This window comes from Amycolatopsis benzoatilytica AK 16/65, assembly GCF_000383915.1.
In the GTDB taxonomy this organism is placed as follows: domain Bacteria; phylum Actinomycetota; class Actinomycetes; order Mycobacteriales; family Pseudonocardiaceae; genus Amycolatopsis; species Amycolatopsis benzoatilytica.
The window spans coordinates 7,308,033-7,327,968 of record NZ_KB912942.1 but is presented as its reverse complement, the minus strand read 5'-3'; the positions used below and the strand labels follow the sequence as shown (position 1 = coordinate 7,327,968).

General features: G+C 69.3%; 17 protein-coding genes. 5 read left to right on the top strand and 12 right to left on the bottom strand.

Features of this window, described 5'->3' with window-relative positions; translation table 11 throughout:
* Positions 1 to 82 precede the first annotated feature (82 nt).
* Both AMYBE_RS0134105 and AMYBE_RS0134100 read left to right on the top strand, forming a co-directional pair.
* Positions 83 to 1,261 (top strand): globin domain-containing protein, encoded by a 1,179-nt coding sequence (locus AMYBE_RS0134105; protein WP_020663879.1) that lies wholly within the window; start codon positions 83 to 85, stop codon positions 1,259 to 1,261.
* 25 nt (positions 1,262 to 1,286) lie between these two features.
* Entirely contained in the window at positions 1,287 to 1,979 is a 693-nt protein-coding gene (locus AMYBE_RS0134100) for a dienelactone hydrolase family protein (RefSeq protein WP_020663878.1), read from the top strand.
* Between the two features lie 291 nt (positions 1,980 to 2,270).
* On the opposite strand, the gene AMYBE_RS0134095 is transcribed toward AMYBE_RS0134100, so the two are convergent.
* From AMYBE_RS0134095 to AMYBE_RS0134065, 7 genes are all read right to left on the bottom strand, one after another.
* Positions 2,271 to 2,705, bottom strand: a complete 435-nt coding sequence (locus AMYBE_RS0134095; RefSeq protein ID WP_020663877.1) for a heat shock protein transcriptional repressor HspR — start codon at positions 2,703 to 2,705, stop codon at positions 2,271 to 2,273.
* A gap of 5 nt (positions 2,706 to 2,710) precedes the next feature.
* Positions 2,711 to 3,892: a molecular chaperone DnaJ gene (gene dnaJ / locus AMYBE_RS0134090; RefSeq protein WP_020663876.1), complete on the bottom strand. Its 1,182-nt coding sequence runs from the start codon at positions 3,890 to 3,892 to the stop codon at positions 2,711 to 2,713.
* A gap of 33 nt (positions 3,893 to 3,925) precedes the next feature.
* Complete coding sequence (gene grpE, locus AMYBE_RS0134085; protein WP_020663875.1) at positions 3,926 to 4,624, bottom strand: nucleotide exchange factor GrpE; 699 nt, start codon at positions 4,622 to 4,624, stop codon at positions 3,926 to 3,928.
* Positions 4,621 to 6,480, bottom strand: a complete 1,860-nt coding sequence (dnaK, locus tag AMYBE_RS0134080) for a molecular chaperone DnaK (protein WP_020663874.1) — start codon at positions 6,478 to 6,480, stop codon at positions 4,621 to 4,623. The genes grpE and dnaK overlap by 4 nt, the downstream gene beginning before the upstream one ends.
* A 224-nt stretch (positions 6,481 to 6,704) precedes the next feature.
* The gene (locus tag AMYBE_RS0134075; protein ID WP_020663873.1) at positions 6,705 to 6,983 is read right to left on the bottom strand and encodes a hypothetical protein; all 279 of its coding nucleotides are present in this window, start codon (positions 6,981 to 6,983) and stop codon (positions 6,705 to 6,707) included.
* A gap of 7 nt (positions 6,984 to 6,990) precedes the next feature.
* The gene (locus AMYBE_RS0134070) at positions 6,991 to 7,227 is read right to left on the bottom strand and encodes a hypothetical protein (protein WP_020663872.1); all 237 of its coding nucleotides are present in this window, start codon (positions 7,225 to 7,227) and stop codon (positions 6,991 to 6,993) included.
* A 35-nt stretch (positions 7,228 to 7,262) separates the two neighbouring features.
* Positions 7,263 to 8,039, bottom strand: coding sequence for a DUF4097 family beta strand repeat-containing protein (locus AMYBE_RS0134065; RefSeq protein WP_020663871.1), 777 nt, complete (start codon positions 8,037 to 8,039; stop codon positions 7,263 to 7,265).
* 163 nt (positions 8,040 to 8,202) lie between these two features.
* Here AMYBE_RS0134065 and AMYBE_RS0134060 point away from each other — a divergent pair, with 163 nt between their 5' ends.
* Positions 8,203 to 8,742, top strand: coding sequence for a YbhB/YbcL family Raf kinase inhibitor-like protein (locus AMYBE_RS0134060; protein WP_020663870.1), 540 nt, complete (start codon positions 8,203 to 8,205; stop codon positions 8,740 to 8,742).
* Positions 8,743 to 8,841: 99 nt separating this feature from the next.
* On the opposite strand, the gene AMYBE_RS0134055 is transcribed toward AMYBE_RS0134060, so the two are convergent.
* From AMYBE_RS0134055 to AMYBE_RS0134045, 3 genes are read right to left on the bottom strand one after another with little or no spacing between them, the layout of a single operon-like run.
* On the bottom strand, positions 8,842 to 9,282 hold the full coding sequence (locus tag AMYBE_RS0134055) for a GNAT family N-acetyltransferase (RefSeq protein ID WP_027928299.1): 441 nt from the start codon (positions 9,280 to 9,282) through the stop codon (positions 8,842 to 8,844).
* Positions 9,283 to 9,327: 45 nt separating this feature from the next.
* On the bottom strand, positions 9,328 to 9,888 hold the full coding sequence (locus AMYBE_RS0134050) for a TetR/AcrR family transcriptional regulator (protein ID WP_020663868.1): 561 nt from the start codon (positions 9,886 to 9,888) through the stop codon (positions 9,328 to 9,330).
* Positions 9,885 to 10,211 (bottom strand): DMT family transporter, encoded by a 327-nt coding sequence (locus tag AMYBE_RS0134045; protein ID WP_020663867.1) that lies wholly within the window; start codon positions 10,209 to 10,211, stop codon positions 9,885 to 9,887. The genes AMYBE_RS0134050 and AMYBE_RS0134045 overlap by 4 nt, the downstream gene beginning before the upstream one ends.
* Before the next feature lie 169 nt (positions 10,212 to 10,380).
* Between AMYBE_RS0134045 and AMYBE_RS0134040 the strand changes: the two genes are divergently transcribed.
* Together AMYBE_RS0134040 and AMYBE_RS0134035 are read left to right on the top strand one after the other, a co-directional pair.
* Entirely contained in the window at positions 10,381 to 12,672 is a 2,292-nt protein-coding gene (locus tag AMYBE_RS0134040) for a (Fe-S)-binding protein (protein ID WP_020663866.1), read from the top strand.
* A gap of 79 nt (positions 12,673 to 12,751) precedes the next feature.
* Positions 12,752 to 13,750 (top strand): cation diffusion facilitator family transporter, encoded by a 999-nt coding sequence (locus AMYBE_RS0134035; protein WP_020663865.1) that lies wholly within the window; start codon positions 12,752 to 12,754, stop codon positions 13,748 to 13,750.
* Here the strand turns inward: AMYBE_RS0134035 and AMYBE_RS0134030 are convergent.
* Positions 13,744 to 14,445 (bottom strand): CAP domain-containing protein, encoded by a 702-nt coding sequence (locus AMYBE_RS0134030; protein WP_020663864.1) that lies wholly within the window; start codon positions 14,443 to 14,445, stop codon positions 13,744 to 13,746. The two genes, AMYBE_RS0134035 and AMYBE_RS0134030, sit on opposite strands and share 7 nt — an antisense overlap.
* 103 nt (positions 14,446 to 14,548) lie before the next feature.
* The gene (locus AMYBE_RS42875) at positions 14,549 to 19,918 is read right to left on the bottom strand and encodes a DUF7507 domain-containing protein (protein ID WP_211226888.1); all 5,370 of its coding nucleotides are present in this window, start codon (positions 19,916 to 19,918) and stop codon (positions 14,549 to 14,551) included.
* Positions 19,919 to 19,936 lie beyond the last annotated feature (18 nt).

Here is a 19,936-nt window from a genome sequence, read left to right as displayed (position 1 = left end):
CGCAGAGCCCGGCATCCGCCGGCTCGTGACGTTCTCCCCCCGACCCCCCGGCCTCCGGTCCCGACCAGCGAACGACAGCCCGATGACAGCCGATTCGATCAGCCCGCTCCCGCGCACGTCCGCCACCCCGAGGCAGGCCCCCGCCGCGGTCGTCGCCATGGTGCGTCTCATCCGCGACAGCTGGGCCAAATCGGAGCCCTACGCGCCGGAGATCTCGCAGTTCTTCTACGGGATGCTGTTCACCCTCGCGCCCGCCACCCGCGATTTCTTCCCGATCAACATGGAAGTCCAGGGCGGACGGGTGCTGCGCGCGCTGGCCCGTGTGGTGCAGATGGTGGACCGGCCGGACGACCTGGTGCCGTTCCTGCGCCAGCTCGGCCGCGACCACCGCAAGTTCGGCGTCGCGCCCAAGCACTACGAGGCGGTCGGCACCGCCCTGCTGGCAGCGCTGAAGAACCACCTCGGCCCGGACTGGACCCCGGAGGTCGAGCGCGCCTGGGCGGAGGCGTTCACCATCGTCGCGCGCGCGATGCAGGAAGCGGCCGCGGCGGACGAGAACCCGGCGTCCTGGTCGGCCACCGTGGTCGAGCACCGGCGGCTCACCTGGGACCTCGCGCTGGTGCGGGTGATCCCGGACCGGCCGGTGCCGTACGCGCCCGGGCAGTACATGAGCGTCGAGGTGCCGCAGCGGCCCCGGCTGTGGCGGTATCTCTCGCCGGCGAACGCGCCGCGCGAGGACGGCGGCATGGAGTTCCACGTCCGCGCGGTCGACGGCGGCTGGGTGTCGCGCGCGATCGTGAGCCACACCCAGGCCGGCGACGTGTGGCGGCTCGGCCCGCCGCTCGGCCGGATGGCGGTGGACCGGGAGCGTTCGCGCGGCGTGCTGATGATCGCCGGCGGCACCGGGATCGCGCCGCTGCGGTCGATCCTCGACCACCTCGCGCTGTGGGGCGAGAACCCGAAGACCCGGGTGTTCTACGGCGGCCCGAGCCGCGAAGACCTCTACGACCTGGAAGAACTGCGCGGTCTCGCCGCCACCAACCCGTGGCTCGCCGTCACGCCGGTCGTCGAACGCGGCGAGCACCTGCCCGGGTGCGAGCACGGCACGCTCGCCGAGGCGGTCACCCGGTACGGGGCGTGGCCGGACCACGACATCCTGGTGTCCGGTTCGCCGGCGATGATCCGGGCGACGGTGTCCCGGATGCTCGTCGCGGGCAGCGCGCTGGACCAGATCCAGTACGACCCGTTCACCGCGGACTGACCCGGTTCGCCGCTATCGTCAGGCCATGGACATCCGGATTCCGGTGGCAGACGGCGAAATCGACGGCTATCTGGCGGTGCCGGACGGCGCGGGCCCGTTCCCTTCGGTGGTGCTGATCCACGACATCTTCGGGCTGAACCAGGACACGCGCGCGATCACCGGCCGGTACGCGGCAGCCGGGTATCTCGCGCTCAGCCCTGATCTGTACTCGCGCGGCGGGATGATCCGCTGTGTGAAGCGGACCTTCCAGGAGCTGGCTGCCCGCGAGGGCCGGGCGTTCGCGGACATCGAGGCGGCCAGGAGCCTCGTCGCCGGACGAGAGGACGCGACCGGGAAGGTCGGCGTCGTCGGATTCTGCATGGGCGGCGGGTTCGCACTGGCGGCCGCTTCGCGGGACTTCGACGCTTCCGCACCGTATTACGGGCCGCTGCCGAAGGATCTGTCCGCTTTGGACGGTGCGTGCCCGATCGTCGGCAGCTTCGGCGGCAAGGACCTCGGGTTGCGAGGCGCGGCCGCCAAACTGGACACCGCACTCACCGAGCGCGGAATTCCGCACGACGTCAAGGAATATCCGGATGCCGGGCACGGCTTCGCGAACCACTACCAACCGGCTCCGCTGGCCGCTTTCGCGCGGATCGTCGGCATGGGCTACCACCAATCGTCCGATTCGGACGCCTGGCACCGCGTCACCGCCTTCTTCGAACAGCACCTGAGGTGACCAGTACCGGACAACACTGCCAGGAAGTCCGTGAGGGGCCCCTTGAGGGACTCAGATTCCCTCAAGGGGTCCTTCACGGACCGCTACTCCCGCTCCCGCCGCCCACATCGCACCGCGTGAGCCATCGCGACTCTGCGAGGCCTTCAACTGGGCAGACGCAGCGAAACCGCATCCAGAGCGCCGCCTTAGGTTCCGTAGGCGTGCGAGGCTGAACAACGAACGGTGCCCTCCGGCGATTGCCGGAGGGCACTCATTTCGGTTCTGTGCGGCAGAGAACCAGCCGGGGGATGGTCAGCGGCGCTTGGGCCGCCACACCACCAGCGAGGTCTGCTGCCGCAACGGCACCAGATCCTTGCGATAGGACGCGTGCACCGCCGCGGCGGCTTGTTCGGCCGCCGCGTAGGCCGCGGCGAGTTCCTCGGTCAGTTCGTGCACCCGGGACCGCAGGGCGTCGACCTGGTTCTCCAGTTCGATGATCCGCTTGATCCCGGAGAGGTTGACGCCATCCTCCTGGGAGAGCCGCTGGACCTCGCGCAGCAGGGCGATATCGCGCAGCGAATAGCGCCGTCCGCCGCCGGCGGTGCGGCCGGGGGAAACCAGGCCGTGCCGGTCGTAGGAGCGCAGCGTCTGCGCGTGCAGCCCGGAAAGCTGGGCCGCTACCGAGATCACGAAGACCGGGGTGTCCTCGTCCGCACCGTGCGGGAGACCCGGAGTGCCGCCGAACATCACCCTCACCTGCCTTCGAGCATCTCGGTGATCTGCGGCCGCGGGTCGTGGCCCTTCATCGCCCCGGCGTAGGTCTCCAGGGCGGCCCGTGCCTGGTCGTCCAGCTTCGACGGGACCGCGGCTTCGAGGGTGACGAGCAGGTCGCCCTGAGCGCCATCCCGCTTCTGAATGCCCTTTCCGCGCACGCGCAACACTCGGCCGCTAGCGGTACCCGCGGGCACCTTCAGCGACACCTTGCCCTCGAGCGTCGGCACAGTGAGCGTGGTGCCCAGCGCGAGCTCGGTGAAGTCCACCGGCACGGTAAGCGTCAGGTCGAGTTCCTTGCGGCCGAACAGCTTGTCCGGAGCCACGTGCACGCGCACGTACAGGTCGCCCGCCTGCGCGCCGCCGCGACCGGGTTCGCCCTGGCCGGCCAACCGGATCCGCTGGTCGTCCTTGACGCCTGGCGGGATCCGCACGGTGAGCGTGCGGGTGCGGGTGCTGACGCCCTCGCCGCCGCATTCCGGGCACGGTTCGTCGATGATCTTCCCGCGACCGCGGCAGTCCTGGCACGGCTCGGAGAACGCGAACGCGCCCTGGCTGCGGCTGACCAGCCCGGATCCGCTGCAGGTCGGGCAGGTGCGCGGCGAGGTGCCCGGCTTCGCGCCGTTGCCGCCGCAAGTTCCGCAGGTGGCCGGGCTCGACAGCCGCAACGGCAGCGTCGCGCCCTTCACCGATTCGATGAAGTCGATCCGCACATCGGTCTCGACGTCCGCGCCGCGCTGCGGCCGGTTCGCCCCGGCCCCGCCGCCGCCGCGGCCGCCGCGACCGAAGATGCCGCCCAGGATGTCGCCGAGGCCGCCGAACCCGCCTTGCTGGCCCTGACCGGCCTGGTTGAACAGGTCGCTCATGTCGAAACCGCCGGCGCCGCCTCCGCCGGGGAAGCCGCCGAAACCGCCGCCGGCACCGGCGCCGAAGAGCGAGCGCGCCTCGTCGTACTCCTTGCGCTTGCTCGGGTCAGAGAGCACGCCGTACGCCTCGGACACCGCCTTGAACTTGTTCTCGGCCGCGGTGTTGCCCGCGTTGGCGTCCGGGTGGTTCTCCTTGGCCAGCTTGCGGTATGCCTTCTTGATCTCGTCCGCGGTCGCGTCGGAGGAGACACCCAGCTCTTTGTAGAAGTCCTTGCCGATCCACTCCCGAGCACTCATCGGGTGTCTCCTCCTTTCGCTGCAAACGGATTGTTACTGCTGTCCGGGCTCATCGACCGAACCGTCGAGCGGCAGTTCGCCGCCGACCGAACCGTCCACCGGCTGGTCGGCGGGAGCCGCGGCCGGCTCGTGGTCGGTCACGCCGACCAGCGCCGCCCGCAGCACCCGCTCGCCGAACCGGTAGCCGCGGCGCATCACCAGGGTGACGGTCGGGCCCTTCACGTCCGGCGAGGTGGCGTGCTGCACGGCCTCGTGGACGCCCGGGTCGAACTCCTCGCCCTCGGCGCCGAACGACTCCAGGCCGGCTCGCTGCAGGCTGCTGACCAGCTTGTCGGCCACTGCCTTGAACGCGCCGGTCAGGTCGCCGTGCTGCTCCGCGCGCTCGAGATCGTCGAGCAACGGAAGCAGGTCGCCGACCACGGACGCCTTCGCGCCCTGCACCACGGCCTCGCGGTCACGATCGACCCGCTTGCGGTAGTTGGCGTATTCCGCCTGCAACCGCTGCAGGTCCGCGGTGCGCTCGGACAGTTGCTTCTCGACGTCGGAGACCGGTGCCACGGCGTCTTCGGCCGGGGCCGCCGGGGCGCTGGCCTGCGCCTCGGCTGCCTCGGCTGCGTTGTCCCCGGCGGTCGGGCGGACCTCGCCGGTCTGCGGGTCCACCCGTCGCCGATCCCGCACGACCACCGGTTCCTCGGGGCCGGAGCCCTCGGTCTCGGAGTGGCGCGGGGTCACTTCTTCTCGTCCTCTTCCACGATCTCGGCGTCGACCACGTCGTCCGCCTTCGCCTTGGCACCGTCCGCGCCCGCCGCACCGTCAGCACCCGGGGCGCCTTCGGCACCGGCCGCGCCGGCGTTCGCGTACAGCGCGCTGCCCAGCTCCTGCGAAGCCGCGTTCAGCTTCTCGATGGACTCGCGGATCTTGGCCGAGTCGGTGCCCTTCAGGGACTCGTTCGCCTCGTCGATCGCGGACTTGACCTTGCCCTTGAGGTCCTCGGGCAGCTTGTCCTCGTTGTCCTTGACGAACTTCTCGGTCTGGTAGACCAGCGTCTCGGCCTGGTTGCGGGTCTCGGCCTCTTCGCGACGCTTCTTGTCCTCTTCGGCGTGCGCTTCGGCGTCCTTGACCATGCGGTCGATGTCGTCCTTCGGCAGCGCGGAGCCGCCGGTGATGGTCATCGACTGTTCCTTGTTCGTGCCCAGGTCCTTCGCGGTCACGTGCACGATGCCGTTGGCGTCGATGTCGAAGGTGACCTCGATCTGCGGCACGCCACGCGGGGCGGGCGGAAGGCCGGTGAGCTCGAACATGCCGAGCTTCTTGTTGTGCGCGGCGATCTCGCGCTCGCCCTGGAACACCTGGATCTGCACGGACGGCTGGTTGTCGTCGGCCGTCGAGAAGATCTCGGAACGCTTGGTCGGGATCGTGGTGTTGCGCTCGATCAGCTTGGTGAACACGCCGCCCTTGGTCTCGATGCCCAGCGACAGCGGGGTCACGTCGAGCAGCAGGACGTCCTTCACCTCGCCCTTGAGCACGCCGGCCTGCAGCGCGGCGCCCACGGCGACGACCTCGTCCGGGTTCACGCCCTTGTTCGGCTCGCGGCCGCCGGTCAGCTCCTTGACCAGCTCGGACACCGCGGGCATCCGGGTGGAACCGCCGACCAGGACCACGTGGTCGATGTCGCCGACCGCGATGCCCGCGTCCCGGATGACGTTGTTGAACGGCTGGCGGGTGCGCTCGAGCAGGTCCGAGGTGATCTTCTGGAACTCGGCGCGGGACAGCGTCTCGTCGAGGAACAGCGGGTTCTTGTCCGCGTCCACCGTGATGTAGGGCAGGTTGATGCTGGCGGAGTTGGAGCTGGACAGCTCGATCTTCGCCTTCTCCGCCGCCTCGCGGATGCGCTGCAGCGCCATCTTGTCCTTGGTCAGGTCAATGCCGTTGGCGGCCTTGAACTTGTCGACCAGCCAGGTGACGATGCGCTCGTCCCAGTCGTCGCCGCCGAGATGGTTGTCACCGGAGGTCGCGCGGACCTCGACGACGCCCTCGCCGATCTCCAGCAGGGACACGTCGAACGTGCCGCCGCCGAGGTCGAAGACCAGGATGGTCTGTTCCTTCTCGCCCTTGTCCAGGCCGTAGGCCAGCGCGGCCGCGGTCGGCTCGTTCACGATCCGGAGCACGTTGAGGCCGGCGATCTGGCCGGCTTCCTTGGTGGCCTGGCGCTGCGCGTCCTCGAAGTACGCCGGAACGGTGATCACCGCGTCGGTGATCTCCTCGCCCAGGTACGCCTCGGCGTCGCGCTTGAGCTTCATCAGCACACGCGCGCTGATCTCCTGCGGCGTGTAGCCCTTGCCGTCGATCTCGGTCTTCCAGTCGGTGCCGATGTGCCGCTTCACGGACCGGATGGTGCGGTCGACGTTCGTGACGGCCTGGTTCTTGGCCGGCTGACCGGTGAGCACTTCGCCGTTCTTGGCGAAGGCCACGATGGACGGGGTGGTACGGGAGCCTTCCGAGTTGGCGATGACCGTCGGCTCGCCGCCCTCAAGGACGGCGACGACCGAGTTGGTCGTGCCGAGGTCGATGCCGACCGCTCGCGCCATGGTGCTTCCTCTCGTGTCTGAACAGTGCTGCTGTTATGTTTGCGACCTGCGCTTACGGCCCACTCTTGAGCGGGTGCTTAGCAGGTTCTCGAGGTCGCTCGCCCGGCCTGGTCCGACAGACTTGAGCCGACTGCGCTCAACCTTGATATCAGGATAACGGGCAACCCGCCGTACTTGTTCCCGGGTTCACCCGCAGAGTGCGCCCTGATCTGGAGTGACGCCGGTCACCAGACACTTCGCCTCCGACTGCCGGGCACATTCGGAGTTGAGCAGCCCGGTGTGGCCGTCGTCGACGCGAGTGAGCAGCACCCGCGGTTGTGTCCGACGTAGGCGTCGTACTGCGCGCGCGTCGTCGGGAAGGAGCTGACCTTCGGGTCGTACCGCTTCGCCGGGTCGCCGACGATGTGCGGGCCGCTGAGCCACACCCCGCGCGGATCGAAGCCGACGAGGTCGAAGCGTTCCCGCAGCGTCGTGCCGCCCGGCCCGCCCGGATTGATCAGCAACGGCCTTTCACGCGCGGCGCGCCTGGGCCGTACGGTCCTCGACCGACTCGCGCAGCACAACCGTCTCCGCGACCCCCCTGAGCACGCCCTGCTGCACCGGAACCTCGACCACCGCCACCGGCGTCACCGCCGGCTGCTGTTCAGCCGGGTGGCCGAAGGCCAAGGTGACCGCGAACGCCCCCACCGCGCCCGCGAGCACCGCGGCCAGCACCCGAGTTTCGATCTTGCGCATCATCTCGCGCATCACTGTGTTCTCTCCCCTGGAAAAGCAGCGGCGGTTCAGGCGGCCTTGACGGTGACGCCACCGCTGTCGGTGTTCACGTCGAGCGTTTTCGCGTCCGGACCGGAGTTCTGCGGGATGTCGATGGTGCGGTGCCCGCTGTCGCTGGTACCGGTGACCTGATAGGACCCGCTCGGCGGCACGGTCAGCTCGACCCGGCCGGAGTCGGCCCTCGCCTTGACGTTGTTGGGCTGGACGAGCGTGAGCGCGATCCGCCCGCTGCTGGCGCTGACGTCGACCGGCCCGCGCACCCCGTCCGCGGTGATCCGGCCGGACTCGTTGTGCACCTGGACCTCGCCGACGTTGTGCAGCTCGGCCCGGCCGCTGTTCAGCTGGAGCTTGACCAGCCCGGACACGTCCTGAACGGTCGCGCTGCCGGAATCGGCGGTCACGTCGACGCTGCCGACCCCCGCGAAGTCCAGCGATCCGGAGTCGGACGCGCCGGTCACCGGAATGCCGGCGGGCACGATCAGGTCCAGATCCGCGGAGCAGTTGCTGCCGCAGTCGACGACCACCAGCTGATCGCCGTCGACGCGATAAGCGTCGTTGGGCTCGCCGGAGAAGTGGTAGCGCAGCGTCTGGTGCACCCGGGCCGCCCCCGGACTGGTGCGGATCCGGACGTCGCCGGAGCCGGCCTCCAGCTTGACCGACCGGATCGGCTGAGCCAGCGTCGCGTCCCGCGACACAGTCGATCCGAACCCCCAGTCGCCGAAGCCGATCGCCAGCCCAACGCCGATGACCGCGATGCCGGCCAGTGCCAAAATCGGGCGCGCCATGTCAGTTCCCCTCAGTACCACTCTCGGCTTGTCCTTCGACGAGGTTAGGAGAGGCCAACCCCCGGAGACATCCGGTAAACCCCCGGAAACATCCCCTAGACAGCCGTACCCAGCTCAGGGTCCTAACCTGGCCGCCGAAGGCCCTCGTCGATCAGGAGGAACGATGCCCCAGCCGCCCAATCCGTACGACTACCTGCCGTCGGTGCCCGCGTTCACGCTGCGGAGCACGGACATCGCAGACGGCGAAACCCTCGCGCAACCGCACCTGTCCGGCATCTTCGGCGCCGGCGGCGAAGACCGCTCGCCGCAGCTGTCCTGGGAAGGCTTCCCGGAAGGCACCCGCAGCTTCGCGGTGACGATGTACGACCCGGACGCCCCGACCGCCAGCGGCTTCTGGCACTGGGCGGTGTTCAACATCCCGGCGTCGGTAACGTCGCTGGCATCCGGAGCGGGTGACGCCGAGGGATCGGGGCTGCCGGAGGGCGCGGTCACGCTGAAGGGCGACGGCGGGGTGAAGCAGTTCCTCGGCGCGGCACCGCCTCCGGGACACGGGCCGCACCGGTACTTCGTGGTGGTGCACGCACTGGACGTGGAGACGCTGGAGGTACCGGAGGACGCGACGCCGGCGTTCCTCGGGTTCAACCTGTTCGGGCACACGCTCGGGAGGGCCACGCTGGTTCCGGTTTACGAGAACAAGGGCTGAGTTCTCCGGCGGAAGAGGCGGCGGTGGTGGTTGCGGAAGGCGTGGTCTTTCCGGAGCCACCACCCGACGTGGCCGCCGCCCTATCCATCCACAGTGGACTTACCGGAGAGACTCCCGGTTGACCCCGGCCCGCTCCAGGAATCGTCCGTTGGTGGGTTCCTCGAAGCCGAACTGCCGGTACAGCCCGTGCGCGTCCGCGGTGTGCAGCATCCACCGGAGCCCGGCGCCCGGCCCGTTGTCGATCATCTCGCGGACCAGCTCCTTGCCCAGCCCGCTGCCGCGCGCGGACTCCACCACGAACACGTCCCCGAGATACGCCGAGGTCACCCCGTCCGAGAACGCCCGGGCGAAGCCGACCTGCCGTCCGTCTTCGCGCGCGTACGCGCCGACGACCCGCCACGATCCGGCGATCGCCGTCTCCACCTGGTCCCGCGTCCGCCACCGGCCCCAGTACGCCTCGGTGGACAGGAACCCCCACACCACGTCGAGATCCACCCGCGACCGGCTGTCGTCCATTTCGTATTCGCCCACAACCCGCATATGCGGCAAGCTAGCCGACCACCTCGGCGGGCAGCCACCGATTTGCTACCGGGGCTTGAGCAAGTAGTCCACCACCGGGCGCAGTTCCTCCGCGGACGGCGGCTCGTCGTCGATCAGCCCCTGGATCAGCAGTCCGTCGATCCCGGCCAGGAACACCCGGAACGCTACCTCGTCGTCGTGCCGGACCATCGAGGTCAGCACGTCCAGCCAGCGCCGGGCCGCGGGCCGCAGCTCCGGTTTGCGGGCGGCCAGCAGGTACAACTCGTACTCGGCCATCGTCCGGCCGCGCCGCGGGCCGAGCGCCTCCGCCAGCAGGCCGGCGACCTCCTCCGCGCCCCGGCTGCCGCGCGAGCGGGCGCGGTCGATCATCCAGTAGACCTCGGTCGCCATGTCGCGCGCGCACGAGATGAGCGTCGCCACGAGCAGGTCGTCCAGCGAGGAGAAGTGATACGTCGTCGAGGTCGTCGGCACCCCGGCTTCGGCCGCGACCGTCCGGTGCGTGACCCCCGCGACGCCGTCGCGTTCGATCACCCGAAGGGCTGCCTCGATGATCTCCGCGCGCCGCTTCTCCCCGCGCGCCTTCCGCCCGTCGACCTGCATCTTCATGATTGGCTCCCGATCTCGATGAGCACCACCCCGCCGACCACCAGTACCAGCCCGGAGATCATTGCCAGGTTGACCGGTTCGCGCAGGAACAGCACGCCGACCAGTGCGACCAGCGCCACGCCGGCCGCCGCCCAGATCGCGTAGGCGACCCCGATCGGCAGTCCGAGCTTCAGCACCCGCGACAGCGCGAAGAACGCCAGCAGGTACCCGGCGACCACGAAGATCGACGGGGTCAGCCGGGAGAACCCCTCGGAAAGCTTGAGCGAAACAGTGGCGGTCACTTCTGCGGCGATGGCCAAAGCGAGGTACAAGTAAGCACCCATACTTGCAGAAACTACCTGAACGATCGTCCCACTAGCCAGCGAGGCGTGCACCACATCGGTGGGACTTGGGACCGGCGGACCGGTTACCCATCAGTAAGAAGCGTTACCCTGCTCGGCACCGGCGCGCTCGCGCGACGGCACCACCACACCGGACGAAAGGCACCCGACGATGGGCGCTGTACAGCTGACGCTCGGGGGGATCTCCGTCCTCCTGGGCATCGTCGCCTGGGGAATGTTCTTCGCGACCGTCGCCCGCTTCGTGCGGGTGATCAAGCTCGGCCAGGCCGACGCGACCCGCAACGGTCCGTTCATGGCACGGCTGCGCACGCTGATCAAGGAGTTCGCGGCGCACACCCGGATGGCGAAGTTCCGCCAGGTAGCCCCGTGGCACTGGATGGTCATGTGGGGCTTCCTGATCGGGTCGCTCGCGCTGTTCGAGGCCTACGGCGAGGTGTTCGTCCCGACCTGGGGCTGGCCGATCCTCGAGGACTGGGCGCCGTGGAGCCTGCTCATGGAGCTGCTCGGCGTCGGCACCGTGGTCGGCGGCGTCGCGCTGGCGATCATCCGCCAGGTGAACCACCCGCGCCGGGCCGACCGGCTGTCGCGGTTCGCCGGCTCGAACTTCAAGTGGGCCTACTTCGTCGAGGCCGTGGTGATCGTCGAGGGCATCGGCATCATCGGCGTGCGCGCGGCCAAGGCCGCGATGGGCGTGCACGAGACGCCGACCTGGGCCGCGTTCGTGTCGAACCCGCTCAGCGAGCTGCTGCCCTCCAGCGCGGCGCTGGTGTCGGTGTTCGCGTTCGTCAAGCTGATGAGCGCCACGGTCTGGCTGATCGTGGTGGCCCGCACCATGACGATGGGTGTCGCCTGGCACCGGTTCAGCGCGTTCTTCAACATCTATTTCAAGCGCGAGGCCGACGGCGGCGTGGCGCTCGGCGCGGTCAAGCCGATGATGAGCAAGGGCAAGGTCCTCGACCTCGAAGAGGCGGACCCGGACGAGGACACCTTCGGCGTCGGCAAGATCGAGGACTTCAGCTGGAAGGGCTGGCTGGACTTCTCCACCTGCACCGAGTGCGGCCGTTGCCAGTCGCAGTGCCCGGCCTGGAACACCGGCAAGCCGCTGTCGCCGAAGCTGCTCATCACGCAGCTGCGCGACCACGCGTACGCGAAGGCGCCGTACCTGCTCGCCGGCGGCAAGCGCGACATGGCCGGCGACGAGATCGGTTTGTCCGGCGACAACATGTACGCGGGCATCGACGTGCTCGCGATCGCGGAGTCGCAGAAGGCGCTCGTCGGCGACGACGGCGGCGTGATCGACCCCGACGTGCTGTGGTCCTGCACGTCCTGCGGTGCCTGCGTCGAGCAGTGCCCGGTGGACATCGAGCACGTCGACCACATCGTCGACATGCGCCGCTACCAGGTGATGATCGAGTCGTCGTTCCCCACGGAACTGAACGGCATGTTCAAGAACCTGGAGAACAAGGGCAACCCGTGGGGCCAGAACGCCAAGGACCGTCTGCAGTGGACGGAGGACCTCGACTTCGAGGTGCCGGTCTTCGACGGCGACCTCGGCGACGCCGAGTACCTCTTCTGGGTCGGCTGCGCCGGCGCGTTCGAGGACCGCGCGAAGAAGACCACCCGCGCGGTCGCGGAACTGCTGCACATCGCGGGCGTGAAGTACACGGTGCTCGGCTCGGAGGAGTCCTGCACCGGTGACCCGGCTCGCCGCGCGGGCAACGAGTTCCTGTTCCAGATGCTGGCGCAGCAGAACGTCGAGGTGCTGAACTCGGTGTTCGAGGGCCGGGAACGCAAGGCGCGCAAGGTGGTCGTCACCTGTGCGCACTGCTTCAACACCCTCGCCAACGAGTACCCCGAGCTGGGCGGCCAGTTCGACGTCGTGCACCACACGCAGCTGCTGAACCGCTTGGTGCGGGAGAAGCACCTGACGCCGCTGGCTCCGGTCGCCGAAGACGTCACCTACCACGACCCGTGCTACCTGGGCCGGCACAACAAGGTCTACGACGCGCCCCGTGAGCTCGTCGGCGCTTCCGGCGCGAAGCTGCGCGAGATGCCGCGGCACGGCGACCGGTCGATGTGCTGTGGCGCGGGCGGCGCGCGGATGTGGATGGAAGAGAAGATCGGCAAGCGGATCAACGTCGAGCGCGTTGACGAGGCGCTCGGCACCGCTCCGTCGAAGATCGCCACCGGCTGCCCGTTCTGCCGCGTGATGCTCACCGACGGCGTCACCGCACGCCAGAGCGACGGCCTGGCCAGCGAGAAGGTCGAGGTCGTGGACGTCGCCCAGCTGCTGCTGACCGCGGTGAAGCGCAAGCCGGAGCCGACGCTGGTCGCCGCCGGTGCGCCGGCCCTCGGGGAATCGGACGCGGAGCTGTCCGCTACGCCGGACGTCCCGACCGACGAGAAGCCGACCGGCACGCCGTTGCCCGAAGGCGACGACTGAGCAGTTGCTCAACGAAACGGCCCTCCCGCGCATCGCGCCGGGAGGGCCGTTTTCGTCTGCGGTCGCTACCCTTCCCTGGGTGAGCGACCCATCCGAGGGCGGCGAAAGCACCCTGACCGTCCTGCTGGCCGGCGGGGTGAACCTGGCGATCGCGGTGATGAAGCTCGTCGCGGGCATCGTCACCGGATCGGGCGCAATGCTGTCCGAGGCCGCGCATTCGGTCGCCGACACGATCACCGAAGTGCTGCTGCTGACCGCGCTGAAGAGGTCCGAACGGCCCGCCGATCGCCGCCATCCGTTCGGGTACGGCAAGGAGCGGTACTTCTGGTCGTTGCTGGCTGCGGTGTCGATCTTCGCTTCGGGCGCGGTTTTCGCTCTGTACGAGGGTTTCGCGACCGTGTTCGGCACCGGCGGCGAGCAGACGAAGCCGATCGTCGGGTACCTCGTGCTGGCGCTGGCGTTCGTGCTCGAATCGGTGTCGTGGACGCAGGCGGTCCGGCAGGTCAAGCGGGACGCCGCGGCCGAGCAGCGGTCGTTCTTCGGCTACCTGCGGCTGATCGACGACCCGGCGCCCAAGACGGTGCTGTTCGAAGACTCCGCGGCACTGGTCGGGCTGCTGCTCGCGTTCGCCGGGATCGGGCTGCACCAGATCACCGGTTCGGACGTGTGGGACGGCATCGCGTCCATCCTGATCGGTGTGCTGCTGGCCGGCGTCGCATACCTGCTGGGCAGCACGAATCGCGGGCTGCTGGTCGGACGGCAGGCGGATCCGCAGCTGGTGCGCGGGGTGCGGGACCACCTCTCCGCCGCCCCGGAGATCGAGGCGCTGGTGGACCTGCAGACGATGTTGATGGGAACGGACAACGTCCTGGTGTGCACTCGGGTCGACTTCGACGACGCACTCGGCGCGGCGGACGTCGAACACGCTTGCGTGCGGCTGGCGGAGGAACTGTCCGAGCTGTTCCCGGATGTCAGTGAGGTGTTCATCGAGCCAGTGCCACGGACGGATCCGAAACTGCGCGCGGCGGTGCTGGCCCGGTACGGCGCTCCACCGGCTCAGCGGCCTCGGTCTCAGTAGCCGAAGTCCTGGGTCCAGTACCAGCCGTCGGTCGCGACGCCGACGCCGAGTTTCTTCAACGAGCAGTTGAGGATGTTCGCGCGGTGGCCGCTGGAGTTCATCCACATCCGCATCACCTGGTCCGGGGTCGTCGCGCCCTTCGCGATGTTCTCCGCGCCCGGCCGCGGGTAGCCGGCCGCCGTGATGCGGTCCGCGAAGCTGTCGCCTTCCGGGGTGTCGTGGGAGAAGTAGTCGCGCTCGGACATGTCGTCGCTGTGCCCCTGCGCTGCCCGGTCGAGATGCGGTTCCTCGGCGACCGGCCCGCAGCCTGCCTTGTCGCGCTCGCCGTTGACCAGGTCGACGACCTGCCCGGCCAGCGACGGAGCGCTCTTCGGCGGCGGGCTGCTGCTGGTGGCCGCCGGGGCCGGTTTGGACTCGCTGGTCGGCGCGGGTGTCGAACTCGGCGACTCCGGCGGCTCCGGCGGCTTTGTCGCTTCCGACGTCGTCGGCGTGGGTTTGGCGCTGCTGCCGGGCGCGGCGGAAGCAGCGCTCGCCGACGACGCGGCGGTGGAGTCGCTCGGCATCCGGCCGAGCGGATCCTGCGTGGCCAGGCTGAGCGAGTCGACCTGTGTGGCGTTGCCCGGGTGCTGACCTGGATGGAGGAAAAAGGTCCCGCCCGCCGCCGACAGACCGCCGATGAGAACACTGAGAGTCACACTGACGGCTCGCCTGCGCACACTAATGGAGGACACAGCCGCGAAAACTATCACGAACTGGTTACGATCGTTACCTCCGAATGGCGCAGTGCCATGTGCGCCACTAGCTGCTGCGGCGAGTGACCCTGACCAGCAGTGCGCCCGAGCCGACGAGTGCCAGTGCGGCCAGCGCCGCGGCCAAGAGGTCCAGATCGGTGGCCGGCAGCGGCCTGGGTTCCGCGGCCGCCAGGACGCCGACCGGGACGCTCGCCCCAGCACAGACCGTGAACGCCGACGCACCAGTGACCGCGGGCTCGACGCGGACCATGACGGTGTCCACTGCCTGCCCGCCGGCGGGCGCGGTGGCAGTCCGGGTCCACTGCCATTGATCGCCCGGCAGGAGACGATGACCAGCCACACTCAGCGGGGCGGTCCCGGTGTTCGCGGCAGTGACAACGAAAGTGAGCGGGCCGCCCGGGGCGACGGTGTCGTCGCCGCGCTCGACCAACGACACGCCCGGCTGCGCGGTGTTGGGCCAGACTGTGGTTTCCGCCCGGACCATGGTCGCTCCGGCGGGGCTGTTGCCGCCCGCGACCGCGGTGCTCGCGGCCGGAGCGGAGCTGACCGTCCGGCCGGTGGCAGTGACCGTGCCCGGCGCGGTGACCGCGCAGGTCAAGTCCGGTACCGAGGCGCCCGGCAGCAGGTCCGCCGGGGCGCTTGAACAACCAGGCCCCACCGCCCGCACGTCGGTCAGCGGCACGTCGCCGGTATTGGTGACCGTCACCTGCACCGGCGTGGGCCGACCGGCCAGCACCGGCTGCGGCGGCCCGCTCGCGGTGACGGTGAGCCCGGGACCAGTGACGTCGGTGGTCGTCATGGCGGCCTTCTCGACTGGACGACCGGTCTGGTCGAGCGCGGTCACGGTGGTCGTCGTGGTCGCGTCCGCGCGAGCGACAAGGGTGCAGGCGCGCGACGTCTGCTCACCCGGTGCCAACGACCGGAGGGTGAACGAGCACGCCGGGTCTGGATCCCGGACGGCCACCTCGTGCAGCGGCGCATCGCCGCTGTTGCGAACGGTGCTGATGTAGGTGACCGGGTCGCCCGGGCGGATCGGTTGCCGCAGATGGTCGCGACGCAGCTCCACGGCCGGATGCAGCACGGTGTAGTCCGCCGGGCCGGTCGCGGTGACCGGCGGGCCCCAGGGGGCGGCCGCGGTCGCCGTCGCGGCGGAGGATCCGGCATCGGCCGGGGCCATGCACGGATAGCGCTGGATTCCGCCGACCGGCAGGTCAGCGAACGTCCGCGCACATTCGTCCGCGCGCTGGTCGGCGACCCGGACGTCGTGCAGCGGCTGGTCGCCGGTGTTGGTCAGGACGACCTCGAACGGCACCGTGCCGCCAGCGCGGAACGGTCCGCCGGTCGCGCGCTTGGCCACCGCCATCGCGGGCTTCTTCACCTCGAAAGACGCCTGCGCGGCTCCGTCGACGGTCCGCTGCGTCGGATCGGTGCCAGTCACCTTCGCGGTGTTCGTGAACCCGGTCGAGCCGGCGGTGATCGTGCACTTGTAGAGGTCTTCGGCCTCCGGTGCCAAGACCGCGACGGTGTGCGAGCACGACTTGGTTCGATCGTCCACAACGGACACACCGGTCAGCGGCACGTCGCCGACGTTGCGAACCAGCAGCGAGAAGGTGACCCGGTCGCCTTGCCGGACCTGATAGGGCTGGGCGTCCTTCATGATCGCGATGTCGGGGTGGATGACGTCGACCTTCGCCGCCGCGGAAGCGGTGACCGGGCGGCCGGTCGGATCAGTGCCGGTGAGGCCGGCGGTGACCGTGAAATCGTCCGGCTTGGCCTTCACCAGGCACTGGTAGGTCTGCGCGGCGCCCGGCGCGAGCTGCTCGAACTTCTTGACACAGCCGGGATCATTGCTGGTCACGCCGGTCAGTGGGACATCTCCGGTGTTGGTCACCGCGACCGTGACGGTCAGCTGGTCGCCGGCCCGGACGACGGACGGGGTCGCGGTGGTCCGGATGGTCAGCGCGGGATGGATGACGTCGATCTTCGCGTCCGCGGCGGCGGTGAGCGGCGGACCGGCAGGAGGAGTCCCGGTCGCGTGCGCGGTGCTGACAGCGTCGTCGGTGGGGGCGGGAATCGTGCAGTCGTAAGACTTCTTCGCACCGGGGGCGATCGTATCGAGTGCCCGGGCGCACGGGCCCTGATCGGCGACCGCGACCGCGGCGAGCGGGGCGTCCCCGGTGTTGGCGACAGTCAGAGTAAAGGTGACCGGGTCACCGGCGCGGAAGGGACCACCGTGGACGGTCTTGGTCAGCGCCAACCCGGGGTGCACCACGCTGAACGTGGCATCCGCGGCGGCCGCGACCGTGCCGCCGAGCGGGTCGGCGGCGGTGGCCTTCGCGGTGTTCGAGTAGCCGTCCTGACCAGCTTTGATGGTGCAGCTGTACTTCTGCTCGGCACCGGCCGCCAGCGCGGGGAACTCTCGCGCACAAGCCGGCGTCCGATCATCCACAATGGACAGCTTGGCCAGCGATACGTCTCCGCTGTTGCGCACCGTGATGGTGAAGGTGACTTGGTCTCCCTCGCGCACCTGCGCCGGAGCAGCGGTCTGGCTGATCGCGATTGCCGGATGGATGACGTCGACCTTCGCTTCGGCCGCCGCGGTGACCGGACGGCCGGAAGGATCGGTGCCGGTCACCGTCGCGGCGCTCGTCACGTCGTCGGCGGCGGCGTGCACACAGGTGTAGGTCTGGTTCACGTGCGGGGCAAGGGTTCCCAGCCGCTTGCCGCACTCCGGAACATTTGGGTCGGCGATTTCGACGTCGTGGAGTTCAGTGTCGCCGGCATTGGCGACGGTCAGCGTGAAGGTCGCGGGTTCGCCGGGCCGCACGACAGCCGGGGCGACGCTGTGCGTGAGCGTGACGAGCGGATGAATGACATCGATCGCCGCTTCGGCAGCCGAAGTCACTGGTGCACCGACCGGCGGTTTCGCGGTGACCTGGACGGCTTCCGTCACGTCGGAGCCGGGGGCAGTGGTGGTGCAGTCGAACGTCCAGGTCGCTCTCGGCGCGAGGCCGTCTTGGTGCTGCGCGCAGCCTTCGGCACGAGCCAGCGTCGTGACAGCCAAACCCGCGAGCGGAACGTCACCGGTGTTCGTCACGACGATGCGCATCGGGACGGAGTCACCCTCCCGGAATGGTCCATTTTGGGCTGTCGCGGACAGGCTTACCGCCGGGTGCTGCACGGTGAAAGACGCACTGGCGGTCGCGGAAACCGGTCGTCTGGTTGAGTCGGTTCCGGTCGCGGTCAGGTCGTTCGTGAAGCCCTGCGCCCCGGCCGTCGTCTTGCAGGTGACAGTCTGGTTGCCTTGCGCACCAAGCGTTCCCAGCTGGCGTGCGCAATCCGGGAGCCGATCGTCGGCCAGGGCGACGTCGTGAAGTTCGGCGTCGCCGCTGTTGCGTACCGTGATCGTGAAGGTCACTTGGTCGCCCTCGCGAACCTGCGCGGGCGCGGCGGCCGCGGTGAGGGCGAGGGCCGGGTGAAGCACGTCGATCCGGGCGTCCGCGGTTGCCCGCTGGACGGTTCCCAGCTGGTCTTTTCCAGTCGCGACAACGGTATTTGTCGCGTCCTCGGCCGGGGCGAGTTGCTCGCACTTGTACGTCTGAACATCGCCGGGCACCATCGTGCCGAACGTGCGCACACAGCCCGGAACACGGTCGTCAGCCACGGCTACCGCGTCTAGTGGCACATCTCCAGCGTTGCGCACGGTGACCGTGAAGGTGACTCGGTCTCCTTCGCGCACCTGCCTCGGTGAGGAAACCGCGGTGACCGCCAATGCCGGGTGAATCACCGTGACGGTTGCCGAAGACTTGGCGGTGACCGGCCGTCCGGACAGGTCTGTCCCAGCCACGGTGACGGTATTTGTCGTGGTGGAGTCCGGATTCGCAGTGCAGGAGTAGGTCTGCTCGGCATCGGGTGCGAGCCGGCCGATGGGCCGGGAGCACGCTGGCGTGCCGTCGTCGGCGACGGTGAGCTGATCCACCGGACTGTCGCCGGTGTTACGCACCATCACGTTCCAGGTGACTTTGTCGCCGCCGTGCACCACCGGCGGCACCGGGGTCTTCGAGACGGACAACGCGGGCGCGATCACCGGCACCGGCACGTCGGCGGTCGCGTCGACGACCTTGCCGAGCGGATCGCTGCCGCGCACGGTCGCGCTGGCCCCGTTCGGCAATGGTGCCGTCGCAGTACAGGTGCTCACGACGGTCTGCCCTGGTGCGAGCGTTCCCAGTACTCGGGCGCACGAGGGGACCCCTGGGTCGGCGATGGCTACGTCGTGCAGCGGAACGTCGCCGCTGTTGGTGGTCTTGAGAGCGAACGTCACCTGATCGCCCACCCGGTAAGCCGGTTTGTCGACCTGCTGCTTCAAGGTGACAGCGGGCCGGAGGACGTCCACCCGGCTGCTCGCCGACGCCGAGAGCTGGTCGCCGCCGGACCCCACACCAGTGACCTGCACCGTCGAGGCGAAGCCGTGGTCAGGAGCCGCGAAGCCGCATTGGTAACGACTAGTCGCTCCCGCCGCCAAGGTACCGATCTTCTTGCTGCACTGTGGGTTCTGCTCGTCCACAATGTCCACATCAGATAGTGCGACCGCGGCTGGATTCGTCACGCTGACCGTGAAGGAGACCTGGTCACCAGCGTGCACCCGGCGCGGCTCAGCGGTCATCGACACCTGCAAGTCCTGCACTGGAACCGAAAAAGCCAGGTTTCGCGCCCCCGGCAGCGAAACTCGCGCACTGGTGGCACCCGCGGGAACCGCCTGGCTGGAGAACGTTCGAGCGCTGAAGGAATCCGTCTCGCCCGGCGACGAAGGCGAAACCGGCTGCCCGTTCAGCAGCACCGGCTCGCCCGCACTGAACCGGGTCACGCCCATCCGTACAGCCGGCGACGCTGCCCGAAAACCGCTGATCACCGCGTCGGAACCCGGGCCGTCGTAGAGGTAGATCGCGCGCTTTTCCGGGGCATACTCCGGATTCCGCTGCGGATAGGTGTAGATCACCGCGACCGACCAGCCGCCGGAACAGCCCGGACCAGCCGTGACGCGCGCCGCCGACAGCTGCACCGGACGTCCGGTCGCGACTCCGGCGAACGACGACGTGACATCCGCGCCAGCCGAGTAGAATCCGTTGCCACCGTCGGCCGAGCCCGGTGAAACCGTTGTCGCAGCGCCTCCGTCGACCGAAAACCGCACTGGCCGCGCGGTCGAAGCGCACTTGGGCGTCGCTGCCCCTCCCCACGCCAGGCGAGCGTAGGCCACCGTCGAGCCCGACGGAACGGTGACTGCCGCACTCGTGCGGCAGTCGGAATCCGCGCACTTGTCCACGGCCGTGCTGGCGTATAGGAAATCGCCGTACGCCACCTGCCGCGCGTTCTGCGTGAACGACTCTGCATGTGCGGCAGGCGTCAGCAAAGTGGCCATCAGGCCGAGGACTAAGAG